General features: G+C 57.3%; 19 protein-coding genes. 17 read left to right on the top strand and 2 right to left on the bottom strand.

The genetic code is table 11. The annotated features are described in order from the left end of the window. The first annotated feature begins 75 nt into the window (after positions 1–75). The 3 genes from metE to ilvN all read left to right on the top strand — a co-directional run bounded on the left by metE (position 76) and on the right by ilvN (position 4,894). The gene (gene metE / locus ACHUE7_RS19130; protein WP_394171488.1) at positions 76–2,397 is read left to right on the top strand and encodes a 5-methyltetrahydropteroyltriglutamate--homocysteine S-methyltransferase; all 2,322 of its coding nucleotides are present in this window, start codon (positions 76–78) and stop codon (positions 2,395–2,397) included. 260 nt (positions 2,398–2,657) lie between these two features. Continuing rightward, positions 2,658–4,400 (top strand): acetolactate synthase 3 large subunit, encoded by a 1,743-nt coding sequence (locus tag ACHUE7_RS19125; RefSeq protein WP_394171487.1) that lies wholly within the window; start codon positions 2,658–2,660, stop codon positions 4,398–4,400. A 2-nt stretch (positions 4,401–4,402) separates the two neighbouring features. After that, positions 4,403–4,894: an acetolactate synthase small subunit gene (ilvN, locus tag ACHUE7_RS19120; RefSeq protein WP_127560058.1), complete on the top strand. Its 492-nt coding sequence runs from the start codon at positions 4,403–4,405 to the stop codon at positions 4,892–4,894. Positions 4,895–5,031: 137 nt separating this feature from the next. Here ilvN and ACHUE7_RS19115 read toward each other — a convergent pair whose 3' ends face one another. After that, positions 5,032–5,217 carry a hypothetical protein gene (locus ACHUE7_RS19115; protein ID WP_394171486.1) on the bottom strand — a complete coding sequence of 62 codons (186 nt, stop codon included), beginning with the start codon at positions 5,215–5,217 and terminating at the stop codon, positions 5,032–5,034. Positions 5,218–5,337: 120 nt separating this feature from the next. Here ACHUE7_RS19115 and ACHUE7_RS19110 point away from each other — a divergent pair, with 120 nt between their 5' ends. Next, entirely contained in the window at positions 5,338–6,537 is a 1,200-nt protein-coding gene (locus tag ACHUE7_RS19110; RefSeq protein ID WP_394171485.1) for an EAL and HDOD domain-containing protein, read from the top strand. Positions 6,538–6,585: 48 nt separating this feature from the next. Continuing rightward, positions 6,586–7,338 carry a Crp/Fnr family transcriptional regulator gene (locus tag ACHUE7_RS19105; protein ID WP_394171484.1) on the top strand — a complete coding sequence of 251 codons (753 nt, stop codon included), beginning with the start codon at positions 6,586–6,588 and terminating at the stop codon, positions 7,336–7,338. An 88-nt stretch (positions 7,339–7,426) separates the two neighbouring features. Here the strand turns inward: ACHUE7_RS19105 and ilvC are convergent, their stop codons facing one another. Then, entirely contained in the window at positions 7,427–8,908 is a 1,482-nt protein-coding gene (gene ilvC / locus ACHUE7_RS19100; protein WP_127560066.1) for a ketol-acid reductoisomerase, read from the bottom strand. A 253-nt stretch (positions 8,909–9,161) separates the two neighbouring features. On the opposite strand from ilvC, the gene ACHUE7_RS19095 reads away from it, so the two are divergent. From ACHUE7_RS19095 to ACHUE7_RS19040, 12 genes are all read left to right on the top strand, one after another. After that, entirely contained in the window at positions 9,162–10,181 is a 1,020-nt protein-coding gene (locus ACHUE7_RS19095; protein ID WP_394171483.1) for a BamA/TamA family outer membrane protein, read from the top strand. 51 nt (positions 10,182–10,232) lie between these two features. After that, a complete protein-coding gene (locus ACHUE7_RS19090; RefSeq protein WP_394171482.1) occupies positions 10,233–11,291 on the top strand; it encodes a hypothetical protein in 1,059 nt (352 codons plus the stop codon). Continuing rightward, the gene (locus tag ACHUE7_RS19085) at positions 11,288–12,367 is read left to right on the top strand and encodes a sensor histidine kinase (protein ID WP_394171481.1); all 1,080 of its coding nucleotides are present in this window, start codon (positions 11,288–11,290) and stop codon (positions 12,365–12,367) included. The genes ACHUE7_RS19090 and ACHUE7_RS19085 overlap by 4 nt, the downstream gene beginning before the upstream one ends. Positions 12,368–12,404: 37 nt before the next feature. Then, positions 12,405–13,178, top strand: a complete 774-nt coding sequence (locus tag ACHUE7_RS19080) for a LytR/AlgR family response regulator transcription factor (RefSeq protein ID WP_394171480.1) — start codon at positions 12,405–12,407, stop codon at positions 13,176–13,178. A 126-nt stretch (positions 13,179–13,304) separates the two neighbouring features. After that, positions 13,305–13,952 (top strand): hypothetical protein, encoded by a 648-nt coding sequence (locus ACHUE7_RS19075; protein WP_394171479.1) that lies wholly within the window; start codon positions 13,305–13,307, stop codon positions 13,950–13,952. Position 13,953: 1 nt separating this feature from the next. Next, positions 13,954–14,664 carry an ABC transporter ATP-binding protein gene (locus ACHUE7_RS19070; protein WP_394171478.1) on the top strand — a complete coding sequence of 237 codons (711 nt, stop codon included), beginning with the start codon at positions 13,954–13,956 and terminating at the stop codon, positions 14,662–14,664. After that, positions 14,661–15,875: an ABC transporter permease gene (locus ACHUE7_RS19065; RefSeq protein WP_394171477.1), complete on the top strand. Its 1,215-nt coding sequence runs from the start codon at positions 14,661–14,663 to the stop codon at positions 15,873–15,875. The genes ACHUE7_RS19070 and ACHUE7_RS19065 overlap by 4 nt, the downstream gene beginning before the upstream one ends. After that, positions 15,868–16,587, top strand: a complete 720-nt coding sequence (locus tag ACHUE7_RS19060; RefSeq protein WP_394171476.1) for an outer membrane lipoprotein-sorting protein — start codon at positions 15,868–15,870, stop codon at positions 16,585–16,587. Before ACHUE7_RS19065 ends, ACHUE7_RS19060 begins: the two co-directional genes overlap by 8 nt. Positions 16,588–16,875: 288 nt before the next feature. Further along, positions 16,876–17,766: an HTH-type transcriptional activator IlvY gene (ilvY, locus tag ACHUE7_RS19055; RefSeq protein ID WP_213676960.1), complete on the top strand. Its 891-nt coding sequence runs from the start codon at positions 16,876–16,878 to the stop codon at positions 17,764–17,766. 72 nt (positions 17,767–17,838) lie between these two features. Continuing rightward, positions 17,839–18,636: a CDP-diacylglycerol--serine O-phosphatidyltransferase gene (pssA, locus tag ACHUE7_RS19050; RefSeq protein WP_127560082.1), complete on the top strand. Its 798-nt coding sequence runs from the start codon at positions 17,839–17,841 to the stop codon at positions 18,634–18,636. 198 nt (positions 18,637–18,834) lie between these two features. Then, positions 18,835–19,806: a protein-methionine-sulfoxide reductase catalytic subunit MsrP gene (gene msrP, locus ACHUE7_RS19045; protein ID WP_394171475.1), complete on the top strand. Its 972-nt coding sequence runs from the start codon at positions 18,835–18,837 to the stop codon at positions 19,804–19,806. Continuing rightward, entirely contained in the window at positions 19,807–20,445 is a 639-nt protein-coding gene (locus tag ACHUE7_RS19040) for a protein-methionine-sulfoxide reductase heme-binding subunit MsrQ (RefSeq protein WP_394171474.1), read from the top strand. It abuts the gene before it with no gap. Positions 20,446–20,587 lie beyond the last annotated feature (142 nt).

Below are 20,587 nucleotides of genomic sequence, written 5' to 3'. Positions count from 1 at the left end.
CTATGAGATAGACTTGAAATTACGACATGGTCACACTCTGCCCTCATTGAATCAACTGTCAATTAGGGATTTGTCATGACTGTCGCACACACGCTGGGATTCCCGCGCATCGGCGCACAACGGGAACTTAAATTCGCACTCGAAGCCTACTGGGCGGGAGATCAGGACCAGGCCGCCTTGCTGGCCGTTGGTCGTACCCTGCGTCATCACCACTGGCAATTGCAGGCCGATGCCGGGCTCGATGCCGTCACGGTGGGCGATTTCTCCTTCTACGACCAGGTACTGGATACGTCAGCGCTGTTGGGTGTGGTGCCCGAGCGTTTTGGCCCCACAGGCGATCAGGTCGATCTCGACACCTATTTCCGCATGGCCCGTGGCCGGGCGCCTTCCGGCAAGCCAGCCGCCGCCTGCACCATGACCAAGTGGTTCGATACCAACTATCACTATCTGGAACCGGAAGTCCGGGCGGACCAGTCGTTTTCGGTCAGTACCAGCGCCCTGTTCGATCAGGTCGATGAAGCGCAAGCGGCGGGGCACAAGGTTAAACCCGTTATTCTGGGGCCACTGACCTGGCTGTGGCTGGCCAAACCAGCCGGTGACGACTTTGATCGGCTAACGCTGCTGGACGGATTGCTGGATACCTATGCGACGATTCTGAATCGGCTGGCAGACCAGGGTGTCGACTGGGTTCAGATCGATGAGCCCGCGCTGGTGCTGGACCTGCCTCAAGCGTGGAAGGCGGCCTATGAACAGGCCTATCACCGGCTGAAATCAGCACCGGTCAATCTGCTGCTGGCCACCTATTTTGGTGCGCTGGAAGACAACGTCACCCTCACCTGCAATCTGCCGGTTGCCGGCATTCACATCGATGCGGTCAGTGCGCCGCACGAGGTGTCTCAGGTAGTGGACTGGTTGCCGGGCCACAAGGTGTTGTCGCTGGGTCTGGTCAGCGGTCGCAATATCTGGCGAACCGACCTGGACCAGGCGTTACAAACGCTGAAAACCGCTCATGCCAAGCTGGGCGACCGCCTCTGGGTAGCCCCGTCGTCATCGCTGCTGCAAGTACCTGTTGATCTGGCGCAGGAGACGGAACTGGACGACGAACTGCACAGTTGGCTGAGTTTTGCGGTGCAGAAGCTGGACGAAGTTGTGTTGCTCAAGCGGGGCCTGGCCCCATCACCCGATGAACCGACATTAACGGCCTTGCGGTCTTCGGCCGATGCGGTTCAGCAACGTCGGCAGTCGTCCCGCTTGAAGGTGGTAGAAGTGCGCGACCGTCTGGCCAAACTCACGGCGTTGACGTCCGCCCGTGCCGAACCGTTCGGCAAACGCCGGGCAGCCCAGCAAGAAAAACTGCCATTACCCCTGTTTCCAACCACAACCATCGGGTCATTTCCGCAAACCCAGTCGATTCGCCAGACACGTCGGGATTATCGCCGGGGTGAGTTGTCGCAGGCGGAATACGAACAGCGCATTGAAACCGAGATTCAGGACACAGTGCGCGCCCAGGAAGCCCTGGGGCTGGATGTGCTGGTGCACGGGGAAGCCGAACGTAACGACATGGTCGAATACTTTGGCGAGCAACTGGATGGCTTTGCCTTCACCCGCTTCGGCTGGGTGCAATCGTACGGTTCGCGCTGCGTCAAACCGCCGGTACTGTTCGGCGATGTGCAGCGCCCGGCCCCCATGACGGTGCGCTGGGCACAGTACGCTGCTGCCCAAACCGACAAGCCGATGAAAGGTATGCTGACCGGCCCGGTGACCATTCTGAACTGGTCATTTGTGCGCGATGACCAGCCGCGTTCCGACACCGCCTTGCAGTTGGCGTTGGCACTGCGCGATGAAGTGCTGGATCTGGAAGCCGCCGGCATTGGCATTATTCAGATCGACGAGGCGGCACTGCGTGAAGGCTTGCCATTGCGCCGCCGTCACTGGCAGACCTACCTCGACTGGGCCGTTGGCGCCTTCCGCCTGACTGCCAGCGGGGCCGCCAGCGACACCCAGATTCACACCCACATGTGTTATTCGCAGTTCAATGACATTCTGGGGTCCATCGCCCAGATGGATGCGGATGTGATTACCATCGAAACGTCACGGTCCGACATGCGCCTGTTGGAAGCTTTTAAGGCGTTTGACTACCCGAATGACATTGGCCCGGGTGTGTACGACATTCACTCGCCCAACACGCCGAGTGTTGAACAGATCATCGATCTGCTCGAACAGGCCGCCAAGGTCATTCCGGCACAGCAACTCTGGGTGAACCCGGATTGCGGCCTGAAAACCCGGCGCTGGGAGGAAGTAACCCCGGCACTGGAAGCCATGGTGTCGGCCGCCAAGGTGTTGCGTCAGCGTTATGCCGAGCGCAGCCCGGCGTTGGGACAGACAGCGAAGGCCTGATTTAGCAGGGCCAGATGACTTTCGTCAGTGCAGTAACCAAGGTACACTGCCGGAACCGGCGCGGATGGCTTCTGATCGTCCCCCGGTTCCAATAAAACCCGATTCAAGCAGCAGTGTCGGCGTCGGAGTCGCAGGTTCGCCCTCGACCGGTCGGCTGTATTGGCAAAGTCGCTTACCGGCGGCCTTGCTTGAATACGCGCTGAAGATCGCTCCAACTTCGGGAAGAGCGGCGTTCTTGAGTCATAGCGAAGGTGCTCACCATGACACAAGCTGCGCATGAGCCGGAAATGCTGTCCGGCGGCGAAATGCTGATCCGATCGTTAAAAGACCAGGGCGTTGAATTCATTTACGGGTACCCCGGCGGGGCCGTATTGCACATCTATGACGCCATTCACAACCAATCTGATGTAAAACACATTCTGGTGCGCCACGAACAGGCGGCTACGCACATGGCCGATGCCTATGCGCGTGCCAGTGGCAAGGCGGGCGTGGTGCTGGTTACGTCAGGCCCCGGCGCGACCAATGCCATCACCGGCATTGCAACGGCCTACATGGATTCGATTCCGATGGTGGTCATTACCGGCCAGGTGATGAGTCACCTGATCGGCGATGATGCCTTCCAGGAAACCGACATGATGGGGCTTTCTCGGCCCATCGTTAAGCACAACATCTCGGTACGTGACCCGGCGGACATTCCGACCATTGTCAAAAAGGCGTTCTACATCGCCGAGAGCGGCCGACCGGGCCCGGTGGTCATCGACATTCCGAAAGACATGACGATGCCCAACGAGAAGTTCCCGTACGAATACCCGGATCGCATCAAGATGCGTTCCTACAACCCGGTCAAGAAAGGGCACAGCGGTCAGATTCGCAAGGCGGTTAATGCCCTGCTGCAAGCCAAACGGCCGATTATCTACAGTGGCGGTGGTGTGATTCTGGGCAAGGCCAGCAAAGAGCTGACACAGCTGGCGCACCAGCTGAACTACCCGGTCACCAATACGTTGATGGGGCTGGGTGCCTTTCCGGGTACCGACCGGCAGTTCATCGGCATGCTGGGCATGCACGGCGCCTATGAAGCCAACATGACCATGCACAATGCCGACCTGATTCTGGCCATTGGCGCGCGCTTTGACGACCGGGTGACCAATAACCCGGCCAAGTTCTGCCCGGATGCGACCATCATTCATATCGATATTGATCCGGCGTCCATCTCCAAGATCATCCAGGCGGACATTCCCATTGTCGGGCCCGTCAAGCCGGTGCTGAAGGAAATGCTGGAGCAGATCGAGCAATCCAAACTCAAGGTAGACAATGAAGCCCTGGGCTTGTGGTGGGAGCAGATCGACGAATGGCGCCAGCGTCACGGCGGCCGTTACCGCAGCGACGATTCTGAAAAAATGAAGCCACAGCACGTGATTGAAACGCTGTGCAAGGTCACCAACGGCGATGCCTACATCTGTTCCGATGTTGGCCAGCACCAGATGTTTGCGGCCCAGTACTACAAGTACAACAAGCCCAATCGCTGGATCAATTCCGGTGGCCTCGGCACCATGGGCTTTGGCTTGCCGGCGGCGATGGGTGTGCAGTTGAACTACCCCGATGCGGCGGTAGTCTGTGTGACCGGTGAAGGCTCGATTCAGATGAACATCCAGGAACTGGCGACCTGCAAGCAATACCAGTTGCCGGTTAAGGTGCTGTGTCTAAATAACGGCTATCTGGGCATGGTTCGGCAATGGCAGGACATGAATTACGAGTCCCGCTATTCGAACTCTTATGTCGATTCGCTGCCCGATTTTGTCGCGCTGGCCGAGGCCTATGGTCACGCTGGGATTCGCATTGAATCGCCCGATGAACTGGAAGCCAAACTGACGGAAGCCATGGCGATTACCGATAAAGTCGTGTTCATTGACGTTCAGATCGACCCGGATGAGCACGTCTATCCGATGCAGGTTCCCGGGGGCTGTATGGCCGACATGTTCCTTAGCAAGACGGAGAGGACCTGATCATGCGGCACATTATTTCAGTACTGATGGAAAACGAAGCCGGTGCACTGGCCCGGGTTGTTGGCTTGTTCGCCCAGCGCGGCTACAACATCGAGAGCCTGAACGTAGCCCCGACCGACGATCAGACGCTGTCGCGGCTGACGCTGGTCACCAAAGGCGAAGATCGGGTGGTGGAGCAGATCACCAAGCATCTGAACAAGCTGATCGAGGTGGTCAAACTGGTCGATCTGACCGAAGGCTCGCACATTGAACGCGAGCTGATGATGGTTAAGGTTCGGGCCACGGGTGCCCAGCGCGAGGAAGTGAAGCGTACCTGCGATATTTTTCGCGGGCAGATCATCGATGTGACACCGACGACCTACACCATTCAGGTAACCGGTAACGAAGAAAAGGTGAACGCCTTTATGGACGCGCTCAGTGGTGCGACCATCATGGAGGTTGTACGCACCGGAGTATCCGGCCTGGCGCGGGGCGACAAGACGCTGAGTCTGTAACCCTGGCCTCAACTGGGCTGAACCGGCGGGCTTGTCCCGCCTTTTTTTGTTTTTGCAGGCCGTGCCAAACTCACTTCGCGATTGGAATCCCGGCCCGAATTGACCCTCTTCGTGCACAGCCAGAGCGCGCGTGAACTTCAGTGATCGTCACGGTTGGCGCGCCGGTTGCGGGGTTTGATCCGGTATTTTTTGTTGCTTTTGCGGCGTTCACGCAGGGTGATGCGGATCAGCCCAATCACCAGCAGGGCCAGCAGCGCGGCTATGATCCAGGTGATGGTGTCGCATAGCCACTCAGGGTCGCAATTCATGCCAATCTGAATCATTATATCCTCCTGAACGGGTGATAGCGGGTTTTGGGTGCACGGTGCACTGAATGTTGTACGTTATCGTAACATTCCGGGTTTTAGCTAATTGCTAACAACATACGCCACAGAGGTAAGCGATTGCACGACGTCGTTTTATTTGCCCGCCAACCCATCTTCGACAGCACTCAGCAGGTGTTTGCCTATGAGCTGTTGTTTCGACAAGGCAACGCCGTACAGGCAGATTTCAGTGATGGTGATCTGGCCACGAGAACCGTCATGCTCAATGCCTACACCCATACCGACACCTTCAAGACGCTGAACAATAAGCCAGGCCTGGTTAATGTCACTAAAACCATGCTCAATGCCTTGCCGGATATTCTGCGCGACACCATGTACATTGAGGTCCTTGAGCATTACCACGCCGATGACGATCTGGTGCCACTGCTTCAGGGGTTAAAGGATCGGGGCTTCAAACTGGTGCTCGATGATTTCGAGGGTCGGGACTACCGGCCCGAGCTGATCGACCTGGTCGACATGGTGAAAATAGATGTGCTCGCCACCCCGCCAGAGGCCATACAGCCTTTGCTGGAGCGATTGCGACAGCACGACGTCACCCTGGTGGCGGAAAAAATTGAAGACCATGCCATGTATCAGACCTGCCGCGACCAGGGGTTTGATTATTTCCAGGGCTACTTCTTTTGCCAGCCTGAGACCATTCGCGGGCAGCAGGTAGACCCGGACAGGATGGGCATGCTGATGCTGCTGGCCGATCTGTACCGGTCTGATGTGGACATCAACGCGATCTACAAGCACGTTCAGCGCGATACTGTTCTATCCTATAAGTTATTGCAGTTGGTGAACTCGGCGTTTTATCGCCGGGCGCAGTCGATTGAATCCCTGCATCAGGCCGTCATGATGCTGGGGCTGGACCGCATTCGCAGCTGGGTGACCCTGATCAACATGGGCCAGTTATCGGACAAACCCGGTGAACTGCAGCGTGAAGCGCTGACCCGGGCGTTTTTTTGCGAACACCTGGCCACCGAGCGGCCCGGCTTGACGGCCCAGGCGGGGTTTACCGTTGGCTTGCTATCGGTGCTGGATGCCTGGCTCGACCGCCCAATGCACCAGATCGTAGAACAGCTACCCTTCACAGAGGAAGTGCGCGCAGCACTGACACAGCGAGAGGGTCCTCTGGGAGCCATTCTGGGTATCGCTGTGGATTACAGCCACTCTCGCTGGGATGCCTTGCCCCGGGGATTGTTGGATTCGGAAGAGGCCATTCAGTTGCAGGACGCGTATTATCAATCGGTGCTGCGAGCCGATGAAATGCTCGATTGAGCAAGTACCGGTCCCGATGGGGTCGGATGTCGAGAATAGAGGGGCACAATGTTTACACTGGTGCAACACCCGGAAAGCTGGATAACCCACACTCAGGCCCATCAGGTACACAGCCTGAAACGCATGCCCGCGCAGCCGGACGAGACCCGCTCGTTCAGTCGTGGCGCTCTGTCCAAAGCCGATACGTCTGATTGGGCGCTGATCAAACCGGTCGAAGGTGTGATCGGTCTGTCGGCCGAGGGTACGCGCCTGTTTGCACTGGAGACCGACGACTGCTGGTGCGGCCAGGTTGGCGAGGTGCTGGAATGGTTTCAGGAAGGGGCGGTTACGCTCGATATCTGGCACTGGTCCAGTATTGAAGCGACCGATGTACCCACCCTGATAGGTGGCTTCAACGATGCAGCCCTGAGGCTGGCGCTGCACAATTCGAAGATGCCTCAGGATCCGGCGCCCGGATTCGAATTCTTCAAATCCGGCGATGACATCATCCGCGAGGGCGAACCGGCCGATTGTGTGTTCACCCTGATCGAAGGGCGTGCCCGGGTCATGCGCGAAGGCGTGCAGTTGGGCGTTGCGCGGGAAGGCGAAATTCTCGGGTTGCAGGCCATGCTACTGCACTCAACGCGCACCGCCTCGGTCATCGCCGAAGGGAATTGCAGCGCGGTCCGGGTCGATTACGACAAATTTCAGCATTTGATTGCCTCCCGTCCCGAACTCGTCCTCTCAACACTGGAAACCATGGCCAAACACATTGAACGGATGAATACTCGTTTGCTGGAGGCCGGGTCGGACCCTTCCTGACAGGCAAAAAAAAGCCCGCCGGATCGGCGGGCCAATGCTCACTCCCTTTTGGGGACCTCACTGAGACCGGTTAAGGTCTCGTCTGCCATCAGGCTTCGACGAGACGCTTCATGTCAGTCATGTAGCCGCGCAGTTCTTCGCCAATCCACTCAATGGGGTGGTTGCGAATGGCGGTGTTTACCTTGATCAGCTCAATGTTATCAACCTGGCCGGATACAGCGCCCAGGCCTTTTCCGATGACATCGGTGCCGACTTTTGGCATGAAATGTTCGGCCAGCAACGGAACGGCCGCGTTGGCGAACAAATAGTTACCGTATTCAGCGGTGTCACTGATCACCACGTTCATTTCATACAGCTTCTTGCGCGCAATGGTATTAGCGATCAACGGCAGTTCGTGCAGCGATTCGTAATAGGCGCTTTCTTCGATGATGCCGCTTTCGACCATGGTCTCGAACGCCAGTTCAACGCCGGCCTTGACCATCGCGACCATCAGAATGCCGTTATCAAAGTATTCCTGTTCGTCCAGATCATTGGCAGACACTGGCGTTTGTTCGAAGGCCGTTTTGCCGGTGGCTTCACGCCAGCCGAACAGGTCTTTGTCGTCATTGGCCCAGTCGGCCATCATGGTATCGCTGAAGTGGCCGCTGATGATGTCGTCCTGGTGCTTCTGGAACAAGGGGCGCATCAGCTCCTTGAGTTCTTCCGACAATTGGTAGGCGCGAACCTTGGCCGGGTTGCTCAGGCGGTCCATCATGGTGGTGATGCCACCGTGCTTGAGTGCTTCCGTCACGGTTTCCCAGCCGTACTGAACCAGCTTGCTGGCGTAGGTTTTGTCGACGCCTTCGGCGACCATCTTGTCGAAGCACAGCAGTGAGCCAGCCTGCAGCATGCCGCACAGAATGGTTTGCTCGCCCATCAGGTCGGACTTCACTTCCGCTACAAAAGAACTCTCCAGTACGCCGGCACGGTGACCACCGGTGGCCGCAGCCCAGGCCTTGGCGATTTCAAAGCCTTCGCCTTTCGGGTCGTTTTCCGGGTGAACGGCGATCAGCGTCGGTACACCAAAGCCGCGCTTGTACTCTTCACGCACTTCGGTGCCCGGGCATTTCGGGGCAACCATCACCACGGTAATGTCGTCACGAATCTTCTGGCCGACTTCGACGATGTTGAAACCGTGTGAATAGCCGAGGGTAGCGCCTTTTTTCATCAGCGGCATGACAGTCTCAACGACGTTGCTGTGCTGCTTGTCCGGCGTCAGGTTGACCACCAGGTCTGCCTGGGGAATCAGGTTTTCATAGGAGTCGACCTGAAAACCGTTTTCGCTGGCGTTCTTCCACGACTGGCGTTTTTCATCAATGGCGGCCTGGCGCAAGGCGTAGGAAACATCCAGACCCGAGTCGCGCATGTTCAGGCCCTGGTTCAAACCCTGGGCACCGCAACCGACGATGACCACTTTCTTGCCCTTGAGCACGTCGCACTCATTGGCGAATTCAGACTTTTCCATAAACCGGCACTTACCCAGTTGGGCTAACTGCTGGCGAAGATTCAGGGTGTTGAAGTAATTGCTCATGCTGTGTCCTGTAAACGCTGAAGGTGGTTTGTCCACCGTTGCAAGACAGTCTACAGAAGTGGGAATGTTGCTGGAAATGAATTGTTGGCAACCAGGTGTTGCAAAAAAGGGAATAATAGCCGACCGCTAAGGTCACTCCGCTCAGCGTAAACAGAGACCGCTTACTGCCGGATAAAACCGTTTGTCGTACCAGGGACTCGTCACCGAGTCGCCCCATTAGTCTGGCGGTCATCATAGCCTGTGGAGCGAATCCGTGACGTTGAAAAGAACGATCCTGTTGCTGGGCCTGGTATCGAGCTGCGCTGGTCTCGAAGCGGAACTGGCGACACCTGCCGGAAGTGAAGCCTATAGCAACGCCGTATCGCCGATCATCGGCTATGGCTCGGTTTATGGCACTGTCCTGGGAGCCGCGTGGTTCCGGTATCCGGCCGCGGACGCGGAACTGGAGCGCCCGATTTACCGGGACGTGTTTGTTCAGGGGACTGTCGGGGGGCAGTTCAGTTTGCAGATTCAACGGCGTCAGCCCGACCTCTGGCCCGAATGGGATTATTCGCTTGCGCTGTCGGTGGATAACTTTTTTGACTATGAATTTCCGGATGGTGCTTCGGATTATCAGCGTTTTGAGCGCTGGCGTCTGACGCTGGGCAACGAAATGAGCCGGACGATCATCGGTCCGTTGTCGGTGTTGGGACGTGTGTCAGTTGCTGGTCGGTTGCACGAACGCGATGGTGACGACGTGAACGCCTACCCGGGGTTGGGGCTGCGTTGGGACAGCCGGGATACCGGAATCAACCCTCGGCGGGGAACCTATGCGGTGATTGCCGCCGAAGTTCAGCCGGATGCTCTGCACAGCAAGTCACTGAATCAGACAGGCTGGCGTGGCGGATTGGACGTTCGTCGTTACATTCCTCTTGCCGGTACCTCGGTGGTGGCGCTGCGTTTTGACGGCAATGCAACCGATGGTGAGGTATTTGATGCCGCCCTCGGTGGCGATGAGCAACTGCGCGGTTATGTTGCCCGGCGGTTTGTTGGCGAGTCCAGCATGGCCGCTCAAGCCGAAGTCCGGTTCCCGCTGCTCGGCTGGGTATCGGGTGTCGCCTTTGCCGAAACCGGTTGGATACAAGACAGTGATCATGCGGAAACGCCCTCAAGTGTTGGCGGTGGTTTGCGATTCGGGTTGCCTCCTGATGGCGAGATGAAAGTGCGCGCAGACCTTGGTATGTCTGCTGAAGGCGATGTTCAGTTCTTTGTCAGTTTTAATCAGGTGTTTTAGATGCTGAAGCCAAAGACATTTCAAACCACGGTCACTGGTGGTTGTCTGCTGATGCTAACCAGTCCAGCGGTTTGGGCGCTGGACTGGCGGCTGCACGCTGAGTGGGAGGCGAGCAGGCAGGACACCGTATCGGCTCCTCTGGCATTGATCGATGCCAGCCCCTTTGCGTGGACACAGCGCTATGATCTGTCGTTGGCTGATGCCGGTGCGGGACTGGATGTACGCTTCGAGCCAGAGAGCTCCGGAACATCAGAACCGGAGTGGACGGTCAGGCAGGCGTATTACGATGCTGGGCTGGGTGACTATGAGGTGACGCTGGGGCAAAAGCATCTGCACTGGGATTACGGCTTTCTGGCCAACCCGCTCAACTGGGTGGGGCCTGCTGATGGCCGCTCCGAATTTCTGGCAGAGCCGCTGTTGTCTGTACAACAGTTTCGGGGCATCAATACCGACCAGGCTGTTTGTACACTGCGTCTCGAAGACAGGCAGGAGCTTTGTCTGGTGCGAACCCAGGGGTTCTACGGCGCTTTGGACTGGCAGATGGCCGCGGGTTACGAAGAAGGCTGGCAACTGGGTGCGGGTGCATCCTGGGTTCACGGTCAGCACTGGGAGTATCATGGGTCGCTGACCTGGTATGAAACGGCGCTGCAGCGAACCCATCGGGATGGCCGCCTAATAATTGAGCACGAATCTGCCTGGAACATACTGGTTGGCGCCAGCACTAGCGGCCAAGGTGGCTGGCAGTTATTGCTCGAACACCATCTGGATACCCGGGCGCTGTCAGCGGATGACTGGTCACAGGTACGACAGGATCTGAAGGCAGGGGCTGCCGGTGCGCTGGCACCTGCCTGGCAGGGCAAACCGTTGACGGCACACCGTTCGCTGGTCCGCCTGACGCAAAATTGGAACGACTGGGACCTGACCGGAACCCTGATCGGGCTCTGGGCCGGGGAGCCAACGGCATTGACTGAGCTTGAACTGACCTATGCCTGGACACAAAACGCGGCTTTGACGCTGGGCTGGCAGACGACGCCCGCCTCGGGCATGCTGGGTCAGATTGGGCTGGGCGACCGCTACACACTGGGCGTTAACTGGGTATTGGCACCATGAAAAAGTTTCCGGGTATGTATCAACACAGTTTTGCCGACAGCTCGCTGCTTGAATGGGTGTTTGGTGTGGGCATAACGCTGGTCGCCTGTGCGCTGATCGCCTGGCTGACGTCTCTGATGAACGGCGCCAGTTATTGGATAAACCTGAGGATCTCGCTCGGGTTTGGCCTCTCCTGTGTGGTGACGATTAACCTGGCTCACCTGGCCTGGCCGGATCGGACGGACCTGTTTCGTAACAGCCTGGGCATGGTCATCGGGGTCGCGATTGGCATGGTCAATATGATGTCTGTTGTGTTCGGCAACTTGTTTCAGATCGATTTTCGCGAACACTGGGCGATGATGCTTGGCAACCTGGCGATATCGGCTGTTTTCAGTCTTATTGTTTTCTACTTTTTCTATTCCACCTATCGTGTTCAGCGATTGGGGCGAGAAGTGACCGAGCAGCAACTGGTCGCCTCGCAGAAAGACAAGGACTTGCTGCTCAGCCAGCTGAAGCTGATGCAAAGCCAGATTGAACCGCACTTTCTGTTCAATACACTGGCCAATGTGCAGGGCCTGATAGATCAGGACAGTGTGGCGGCGAAACGGCTGATTGGTGAGCTGACCACCATGCTGAGGGTTAGTTTGCGCCGGACCCGTCAGGACACCACCCGGCTTGCCGATGAGTTGACTCTGATTCGCAGTTACCTGGCCATTCAGGCGATTCGCATGGGCAATCGACTGTCGTTCGACATTGATGCGCCAGAAGCATTTGACGACCTGCCGTTGCCGCCGCTGATGATTCAGCCACTGGTGGAAAATGCCGTAATCCACGGTATTGAACCCAGCACGTCCGGCGGTGAAGTTAGGGTGGTCGTGCGGTTGGCAGGCGATGCGCTGCAGGTTGCTGTGGTCAATACCGGACTGGGATTGGGCCAGGCTCCGGTTTCAAGCGGTGAGGGGGTCGGGCTTAGTAATATTCGCGAGCGGCTGCGCCTGCTCTATGACGGTCGGGCTGCACTGACGCTGAAAGCCAGCGTAACTGGTGGAACGGAGGCGCATTTGAAGGTGCCAATTAATACAAAGGGCGAGGTATAAACCATGCCGGTCCAAAACCCGACAAACGACGGAACTCATGGCTGAACTGACCGCAATCATCGCCGACGATGAACCCGTTCTTCGCTATCACCTAAACCGGATTCTGAGCGATCTCTGGTCAGACCTGGACATCGTCGCCATGGCGGCAACGGGCGAGGAAGCCTGGCAACTGATTGATACCGTTCGGCCACAGGTGGTTTTCCTGGACATCAAAATGCCGGGGCTGACGGGCCTGGAGGTTGCCGAGCGCATGCAGCAGGCGGGCCTTACCCGGGACTGTGCCGTGGTCTTTCTGACGGCCTATGACGAGTACGCCGTGGAGGCGTTTGAGCGCGAAGCGGTCGACTATCTGCTCAAACCCATCGATGAATCACGGCTTGAGCGCACCCGGGATCGTATACTCCAACGGCTTGAGCGCCCCGCGACGGCTCAGGTTGACCTGGCGGATTTACAACGACTGTTGTCTGCTGGTGAGGCGGGCAATAGCCCATTGCGCTGGCTGAACGCTCACCGGGGTGAGGATATCTACGTTATCGATGTCCAATCCGTTTTGTATTTTCTGGCAGAAGACAAATACACCACCGTGGTTACAGCAGACGGCGAGTATCTGATTCGCAAGTCGCTCAAACAGCTGGAAGCCGAGCTGGATAATCAGCAATTCTGGCGTATCCATCGTTCGACTCTGGTGCAGGTCGCCTGTATCGACCGGGTTGAACGAACCTTTTCCGGGCAGCTGAAAGTTCATGTGAAAAGTGGCCGTAACCCGCTCACTGTCAGCCGCCGGTTTTCCGACCGGTTCAAGCAAATGTAAGCCACGTCCGCGCCATTTAGTGTCACCTGTAACCGTTCATTCCGCAGCAGAACCATTCATCGAAAGCGCCCGATTGGGCTCGCCCAACCCGCTAGAGTGACGTCGAATTCTTAACGGAGCGACGTCATGCGGCAATTCATTCTGATTATTCTGGTCATCATAAGCTGGGCATCAGCGGCATTTGCCGAGGTTGACCACACCGACCCGGAACTGACCCGGGCATACCAGCAGTACCTTGCAGCCATCGAGGGCGATAACGGCGCCGTCGATGATGCCGTTGAGGCATTTGAGGCACTGCTTGTAACTCACCCCGGCGACCCGCTGATACTGGTTCTGCTGGGCGGCAGCCAGACGTTGCAGGGGCGCGACGCCTGGATGCCCTGGAATAAAATGAGTCTGACCGAAGACGGCTTGGCCGCTATGGGTACTGCGCAGCAATGGCTGGGCCCTGAGCACGATGAGCAGGTGTTTTATGGCTTGCCGGTCAGTGTTCAGGTCAAAGCGTTGGCAGGCATTACCTTCACTCAGGTTCCAGACTTCTTCGGCCGGTTTGAGCAGGGGTATCAGTTGTTGCTGGATGCCAGCCAGAGCCCGCTACTGGACGAAGTGCCTGCACAAAACCATAGCCACATTCATTTTTACGCCGCCCGGGCTGCCCGCCAGGCCGACGAGCCGGAACGCCAGACCATGCTGCTGAAGCGCCTGGCCGACCTTCCGGTGGATAATGACTATACCGCTGCGGCACGCGATGCGCTGGCAGCAGTGGGAGAGTGACATGACCCTGATGACGGTGGACAAGGTGTCCAAAAGCTACCGCGTGGGAGAGGCGGACCAGAGGGTGCTCTCGGGTGTCGACCTGTTGCTGCAGGCCGGTGAGTTCGTGGGACTGGTTGGGCCTTCCGGTTGTGGCAAGACCACTTTGCTGAATATCTGCGGCCTGATTGATCAGCAGGACTGCGGGCAACTGTACTGGCATGACCGTGCGTTGACCGGGCTGTCCGGTGCGGCTCTGACCGACTTGCGCCGCCGGACCTTTGGCTTCGTGTTTCAGGAGTTCAATCTGATTCCGGTGATGAGTGCGCGCGATAATATCGCCTACCCGCTCATGCTGTTGGGGTTGTCCCGAAAGGAGCAGGCCGAGCGGGTTAACGCGCTGGCCAACGCCGTGGGAATCGGCTCATTGCTGGACAAACGACCCGCGCATCTCTCAGGCGGCCAGCGCCAGCGTGTGGCCATAGCACGGGCGCTGGCCAAACGGCCCGAATTGATCATCGCCGATGAACCCACCGCCAGCCTCGATGAGGAAACTGCCCTGACGGTTGTGGATTTGCTACGGACGCTCAGCCGCGAATTCAACACAACGGTGCTGGTCGCGACTCACGACATCCGCTTGTCGCGCTGGTGTGACCGGCTTATTCGCTTGCATCAGGGTCGCTTGCAGAGTGAAACCCGCCAGCCGGTATCTGGCAGGGAGGAAAGGGTATGAAGTGGTTCTTACTGGCCTGGAGCAATCTGGGCCGCAACCGCCGCCGCACGCTGGCGACGCTGATGCTCACCGCGATTGGCGTAACCGGCATCATGGCCACCAGTGGGTTTGCGCTCTATACCTACGACTCCTTGCGCGAGTTTGCCATGCGCGACAAAGGCCATGTGATTTTGACACACCCGGCGTTTTATCAGACGCAGGAAGACTATCCATTGCACTTCGGTCTCGACAACGCCGATAGCCTGGAACGGGCGCTGCGGCAGGACCGGCGGGTGCGCAACACCCTGGCGACCGTTGAATTCAGTGGGCTGATCACCAACGGTGATAAATCCACCATCTTTGTTGGCGAAGGGGTTGAGCCTGAATTGTTTCAGGTGCGTGGCCCGTCAATGCGCCTGGATGCAGGCCGTTTGTTTGGTGTCACCGATTCGGATGCCGGCGCACAGGCACTGATCGGCAGGAGCCTGGCCGCCAATTTGAAGGTGGGCGTGGGCGATGGGCTGACGCTGATGAGCACTACGGTGGATGGTGCACTCAATGCCATTGATGTAACCGTGCGGGGTATTGTATCGACGGGCGTCCCCGAGCTGGACAGCCGTCTGGTGATGACCCGTATCACCGATGCGCAGCGCTTGTTGAACAGTGATCGTATCACTCGTATGGGCGTGTATCTCAATGACAGTGCGCAAGCCGACACCTTCTATAACATTCTGGAGGAGCAGTATCCGCAACTGGGGATAACGGCCTGGCACGAACGGGCTTTTTTCTACACCAGCGTACGCAACCTCTATAACCGCATTTTTGGCGTGATGGGCCTGGTTATTCTGGCCATGGTCGGTTTTGCCGTCTTCAACACCGCTTCAATGAGTGTGATGGAGCGCACCCGCGAAATTGGTGCACTGGCTGCGATGGGGACACGACGAGGCGAAATTCTGCGCTTGTTTTTAATGGAAGCCGGACTGATTGGGCTGCTTGGTAGTCTGGTCGGGCTGTTATTGTCCGGGCTGCTGTCGTTGGGACTGATCGTTTTCGAGGTGCAAATGCCACCGCCACCGGGCCAAACCGAGGGTTACCCATTGCAGGTTTACTGGTCTGGCGAAATGGCCGTGATCAGCTCGGCCATTGTCGTGGTGTTGGCAACCCTTGCCAGTGGCGTGGCCACGTTCCGGGGTGTTCGCAAACCCATTGTGGAGGCCTTGAATTATGCGTAAACAGGATTTGTGGTTGTGCATTTTATTGCTGTTTGTCCTGGGGGGCCTTCGGGCTGAACCGTCACCGGAGCTGGCCGTGCTGGATCAGGCACGAACTCGCCAGGGAGATGTCCGGGTAGAGAGCCTGATTGAAGTGTGGGAGGCGGGCGAATTGCTCCGCTCCAGTGCTTTTGAGGTGTATGTGGGTGCCGGTCGACGGTCACTGGCATTGGCCAGAAGTGGCCGGGAAGCGGGGCAGAAAGTACTGATGCTTGATGATCAGTTCTGGCTGTTTCTGCCCGCTAGCCAGCGGCCCATTCGCATTACTCCCATGCAGAAAATGCTGGGCGAAGCATCGATTGGCGACATCGCCTCGTTACGCTGGCAGGAGGACTACCGCATTGTAAACCGGCAGTCTGAACAGGAAACAATGTGGCTGACCCTGGAAGCGGCCCGCGCTGGCCTGAGCTATCAGCGGGTCGAGCTGCAGGTTCGTACCGATGACTATGCGCCGTTGAGCGCACGCTTTTATCTGACCTCAGGAAAGCTTGCTAAAACAGCCGCCTTTGAGCTCGACGAGGGGGGTGGTGAACTGACTGTTTCCCGTATGACCCTGACCGATGAAGTCATGGGCGATGAAGTGACTCGCATCCATTATCAGAGCGTGACCCCGGTGGCGATACCGGAGCGGTGGTTTTCGCCGGCCTTTCTGGCCCGTAATCCAATCGACTAGCTAGGAGCCTGTCGGACTTAGGGGGATCGATGCGAGGGAGTGGGACGGCGAGACCAAATGTTTGCAAATTTTGAGTGCATAGTGGGCCTATGTGCTCGAAATTTGCGGGTATTTGGGCCGTCGTCCCGCTTCCGCAGCCGATTCATCCTAAGTCCGACAGGCTCCTAGGCCTGGCAAACGACTCACACAGCTTTCATAAAGTTGCACAACCCCGGGTTTGTATTGCGTTTGCTGCAATATTACCGGGGATATGGCATAATCGGAGGCCTGCCAGAGGAGTCGATTACTATGGATCTGCGAGCACTTAAGCAGTTCTTGCACCTGTCTCAAACACTGCATTACGGCAAAACGTCCGAAGCCATGCATGTCAGTCCGTCTACACTGAGTCGGAGCATTGCCCGGCTCGAAGATGAACTGGGTGCTACGCTGTTTGAACGGGATAACCGGACGGTTGTGCTGACTCAGGCCGGGAGGCTTTTTCGTGAGTTCGCCGAATCGACGCTGGCCCACTGGCAAGAGCTCAGGCATAAGCTGCAAAACGATCCTGATGAACTGCGCGGTCAGGTGCGGCTCTATTGTTCGGTGACTGCCAGTTATTCGTTCATGCTGGAAGTGCTGACCGAGTTTCGCAAGCGCTTCCCCAACATTGAGGTGATACTGGAAACCGGCGATGCCGCCCAGGCCGTGCAGAAGGTAATGGACGATGAGACCGATGTTGCGGTCGCACCCCGGCCGGACCATCTGCCCAACCCGCTGATGTTCGCGTCCATTGTTGAGACACCACTGGACTTCATCGCGCCGGTGATCGACTGTCCGGTGCGCAGCCTGATGCAGGAAACGCCCATTCCCTGGGGGCAGATTCCCTTTGTCGTGTCCGAGTATGGGCTGGCGCGAAAGCGCCTTGATCACTGGTTCCGGGCGCATTCGATCAAGCCCAATATCTACGCTCAGGTGGCGGGGAATGAGGCCATCGTCAGTATGGTGGGCCTTGGCTTCGGGATCGGAGTGGTACCGGGGCTGGTGATTGAGAACAGCCCGATGAAAGATAAAATAGAGCGAATCGAGACGGATACGGTTCTCGAACCTTTTGACGTCGGGGTCTGTGTCCTCAATCGGCGCTTGCAGGACCCGCTGGTCAGTGCCTTCTGGCAGACCGCGGTCGACATTACCGGGGACTGACGCTCCCGGAACATCAGTTCATGCTTGCCCGTGCCAGCGCTGGCCCGGGCCAAATCAAAAAAGGGGGGCTCTATGAGTTCCACAGAAGAAAAAACGACGGAGAATGATCAATTGCCCGTACAGCAACACCCGAGCCACCGTCGTGGCATTTACCTCTTGCCCAATTTGCTGACAACAGCCGCCTTGTTTGCGGGTTTCTACTCCATTGTGTTGTCTATGAACGGGAGCTTTGTACGCGCTGCCATGGCTATTTTTGTCGCTCAGATTCTCGATGGCATGGACGGGCGGGTAGCCCGCATGACGCATACGCAGAGTGAATTTGGGGCCCAGTACGATTCCATGTCCGATAATCTGGCGTTTGGCGTGGCACCGGCCATTCTGGTGTATCAGTGGTCGTTGCACAGCCTGAGCAACCTGGGCTGGGTTGCCGCCTTTATTTTTGTTGCCGGGGCAGCCTTGCGCCTGGCGCGTTTCAATACTCAGATCAACACCGTCGACAAGAAGTTCTTTGTTGGCCTGGCCAGTCCGGCAGGCGCCGGTGTGCTGTGGGCCATGGTGTGGGCGCTGGGTCAAAAAGGGGTCGAGGGTGAGTCGGTCGCCTGGTTGATGGTGATTATTGTGCCGCTGATTGGCGCCATGATGGTCAGCCCCATTCGCTATTACTCCTTTAAAGACCTCAGTGATAAGGGTCGGGTACCCTTTGTGGTGCTGTTGTTGTCGATCATGGTGATTGCCGTAATCGCTCTTGATCCGGGCCCGGTTCTGCTGGCTTTCGCCGTGACCTATGCCCTCTCGGGCCCTGTGTTTGAAGTCTGGCGCCGCTTGCGTCTGTATAAAAACGCCCGGAAAGTAGAGTCTGGCGACGACTGATCCGCCTCTGCTGGCAGCGCTACCCTTATAAAAAGGATGTAAAGGCGCTGCCATGGCAGATCAGTTGTGCCAAAGTTAAAGCAGCTTGCTGCTTTACTGCTGGACCCCAGTAAGAGCCCGCCCCGCCAGTGTGAAACCAGTCAGCGCCTGATTCCGTAGTCTTTAGAGGCTATGAACAAATCCAACAGGATGCGATGTATGTTAATCAAACAGGCTTCAGACTTAACCGAAAATGACGTAACCCCCAAATCGGCCTACCTGAACCGCCGACATATTATTCAGGCTGCCGGTGGGTTGGCTCTGGCCGGTGCCGTTCCGCGTGTATTTGCAGAAGACCAGAGTGCCCCTCACTGGCTTGACCAAAAGGTTGAACAAACGGTGTTTCGTAGCGTCACCACCGACGAAGGCGTGACGGATCGTGCCGACGCAACCTCCTACAACAATTTTTATGAATTCGGAACGGGCAAAGGTGATCCGGCCAAATACGCCGATGACTTCAACCCTTACCCCTGGGAAATAACGGTGGATGGGGAATGTGCCAACCCCGGCACCTTTGATCTTGAGTCCCTGGTGGCTAATGCAGCCGCCACTGAAGAGCGTATTTACCGGCTGCGCTGCGTAGAAGCCTGGTCGATGGTGATCCCCTGGATCGGCATTGAATTGGGTAAGGTGCTGCAGCAATTCGAACCCACCAGTGATGCGCGTTATGTGGCGTTCGAGACCGTCGTGCGGCCAGATGAAATGCGTGGCCAGCGTAGCCGGTTTTCATTTATCGATTACCCTTATCTGGAAGGCTTGCGTATGGATGAAGCCATGCATCCGCTCGCCTTTCTGGCGGTGGGCATGTACGGCGAACCACTGCCCAACCAGAACGGTGCGCCGATACGACTGTTATTGCCCTGGAAGTACGGTTTCAAGAGCATCAAATCCATAGCCCGAATCAGTTTTGTGCGCGAGATGCCGCCCATTACCTGGAACTTAGCGGCGGAAAACGAGTACGGCTTTTACGCGAACGTAAATCCGGAAGTGGACCACCCTCGCTGGAGCCAGGCCAGTGAGCGTCGCATTGGGGCCAATGGTGATGTAGAGCGCATACCGACCCGGCTGTTCAATGGGTACGATGAAGTGGCATCGTTGTACGAAGGTATGGATCTGAGGAAGTTCTTTTAAATGACAGGCATTAACCTCAGGCAAGGTTGGCTTTGGTGGTTGCTGTTTGTATCGGCTCTGGTGCCAGCGGTTTGGTACTGGGGTCTGTTTTTGCTAGAGCCGCGGGCGCTGGGTGTAGACGCGCTGGAAGTGGTATTGCAGGAGATGGGGCACTGGGCACTGTGGATGTTACTGATCACACTGTCCTGCTCCACGCTCCGGCGGCGAACGCCACTGCCAAACCCGGTGCGCTACCGTCGAATGCTTGGCCTGTTCACCTTCTTTTATGCCACTGCGCATCTGGGCACCTATATCATCGGCTGGATAGAACTGGATGCTGCCGTGTTCTGGGATGACATCAGCAAGCGGCCCTTCATTTATCTTGGGATGATTGGCTGGGCAGGGCTGCTGGCGCTAGCCGTAACTTCGCCCAAAGGCATGGTGCGCAAGCTGAAAAAGAACTGGAAGCGACTGCACCGGATAATTTATGCGATCGTGATCCTCGCGGTTATTCACTTCTGGATGCAATCCCGGGTGTCCTCGCTGGAAGCCTGGATCTACACGCTGCTGACCCTGGTCTTGCTGAGCGAGCGAGCCTGGGCCAGATATTCAGCCAGAGCCCCAACCTCTTCGAGCAAGACGAGTACGGCCAGGGCCTAAAATCAGCGCACTTACGGTGCAATCGGCCAGACTTGTCAGTTTTTTTAAAACACCTCTTGACCCTTCCTCAGAAAAGACTATTATACGCCTCCCTCGCCGCACAGCGGTGACGGGAAGCCTCTTTCCAGCAGTACGATTGAGC

It is taken from the genome of Saccharospirillum alexandrii (assembly GCF_043641555.1).
Taxonomy (GTDB): Bacteria; Pseudomonadota; Gammaproteobacteria; order Pseudomonadales; family Natronospirillaceae; genus Saccharospirillum; species Saccharospirillum alexandrii_A.
This window is presented reverse-complemented; position numbering and strand designations above follow the sequence as displayed.

Coding starts and splice junctions, on each gene's coding strand:
- ACHUE7_RS19105 (WP_394171484.1), top strand. CDS start 6,586: ATGTTTACACTGGTGCAACACCCGGAAAGCTGGATAACCCACACTCAG.
- ilvC (WP_127560066.1), bottom strand. CDS start 8,908: ATGAGCAATTACTTCAACACCCTGAATCTTCGCCAGCAGTTAGCCCAA.
- msrP (WP_394171475.1), top strand. CDS start 18,835: ATGTTAATCAAACAGGCTTCAGACTTAACCGAAAATGACGTAACCCCC.
- ACHUE7_RS19125 (WP_394171487.1), top strand. CDS start 2,658: ATGACACAAGCTGCGCATGAGCCGGAAATGCTGTCCGGCGGCGAAATG.
- metE (WP_394171488.1), top strand. CDS start 76: ATGACTGTCGCACACACGCTGGGATTCCCGCGCATCGGCGCACAACGG.
- pssA (WP_127560082.1), top strand. CDS start 17,839: ATGAGTTCCACAGAAGAAAAAACGACGGAGAATGATCAATTGCCCGTA.
- ACHUE7_RS19115 (WP_394171486.1), bottom strand. CDS start 5,217: ATGATTCAGATTGGCATGAATTGCGACCCTGAGTGGCTATGCGACACC.
- ACHUE7_RS19060 (WP_394171476.1), top strand. CDS start 15,868: ATGCGTAAACAGGATTTGTGGTTGTGCATTTTATTGCTGTTTGTCCTG.
- ilvY (WP_213676960.1), top strand. CDS start 16,876: ATGGATCTGCGAGCACTTAAGCAGTTCTTGCACCTGTCTCAAACACTG.
- ACHUE7_RS19075 (WP_394171479.1), top strand. CDS start 13,305: ATGCGGCAATTCATTCTGATTATTCTGGTCATCATAAGCTGGGCATCA.
- ilvN (WP_127560058.1), top strand. CDS start 4,403: ATGCGGCACATTATTTCAGTACTGATGGAAAACGAAGCCGGTGCACTG.
- ACHUE7_RS19080 (WP_394171480.1), top strand. CDS start 12,405: ATGGCTGAACTGACCGCAATCATCGCCGACGATGAACCCGTTCTTCGC.
- ACHUE7_RS19070 (WP_394171478.1), top strand. CDS start 13,954: ATGACCCTGATGACGGTGGACAAGGTGTCCAAAAGCTACCGCGTGGGA.
- ACHUE7_RS19090 (WP_394171482.1), top strand. CDS start 10,233: ATGCTAACCAGTCCAGCGGTTTGGGCGCTGGACTGGCGGCTGCACGCT.
- ACHUE7_RS19065 (WP_394171477.1), top strand. CDS start 14,661: ATGAAGTGGTTCTTACTGGCCTGGAGCAATCTGGGCCGCAACCGCCGC.
- ACHUE7_RS19040 (WP_394171474.1), top strand. CDS start 19,807: ATGACAGGCATTAACCTCAGGCAAGGTTGGCTTTGGTGGTTGCTGTTT.
- ACHUE7_RS19085 (WP_394171481.1), top strand. CDS start 11,288: ATGAAAAAGTTTCCGGGTATGTATCAACACAGTTTTGCCGACAGCTCG.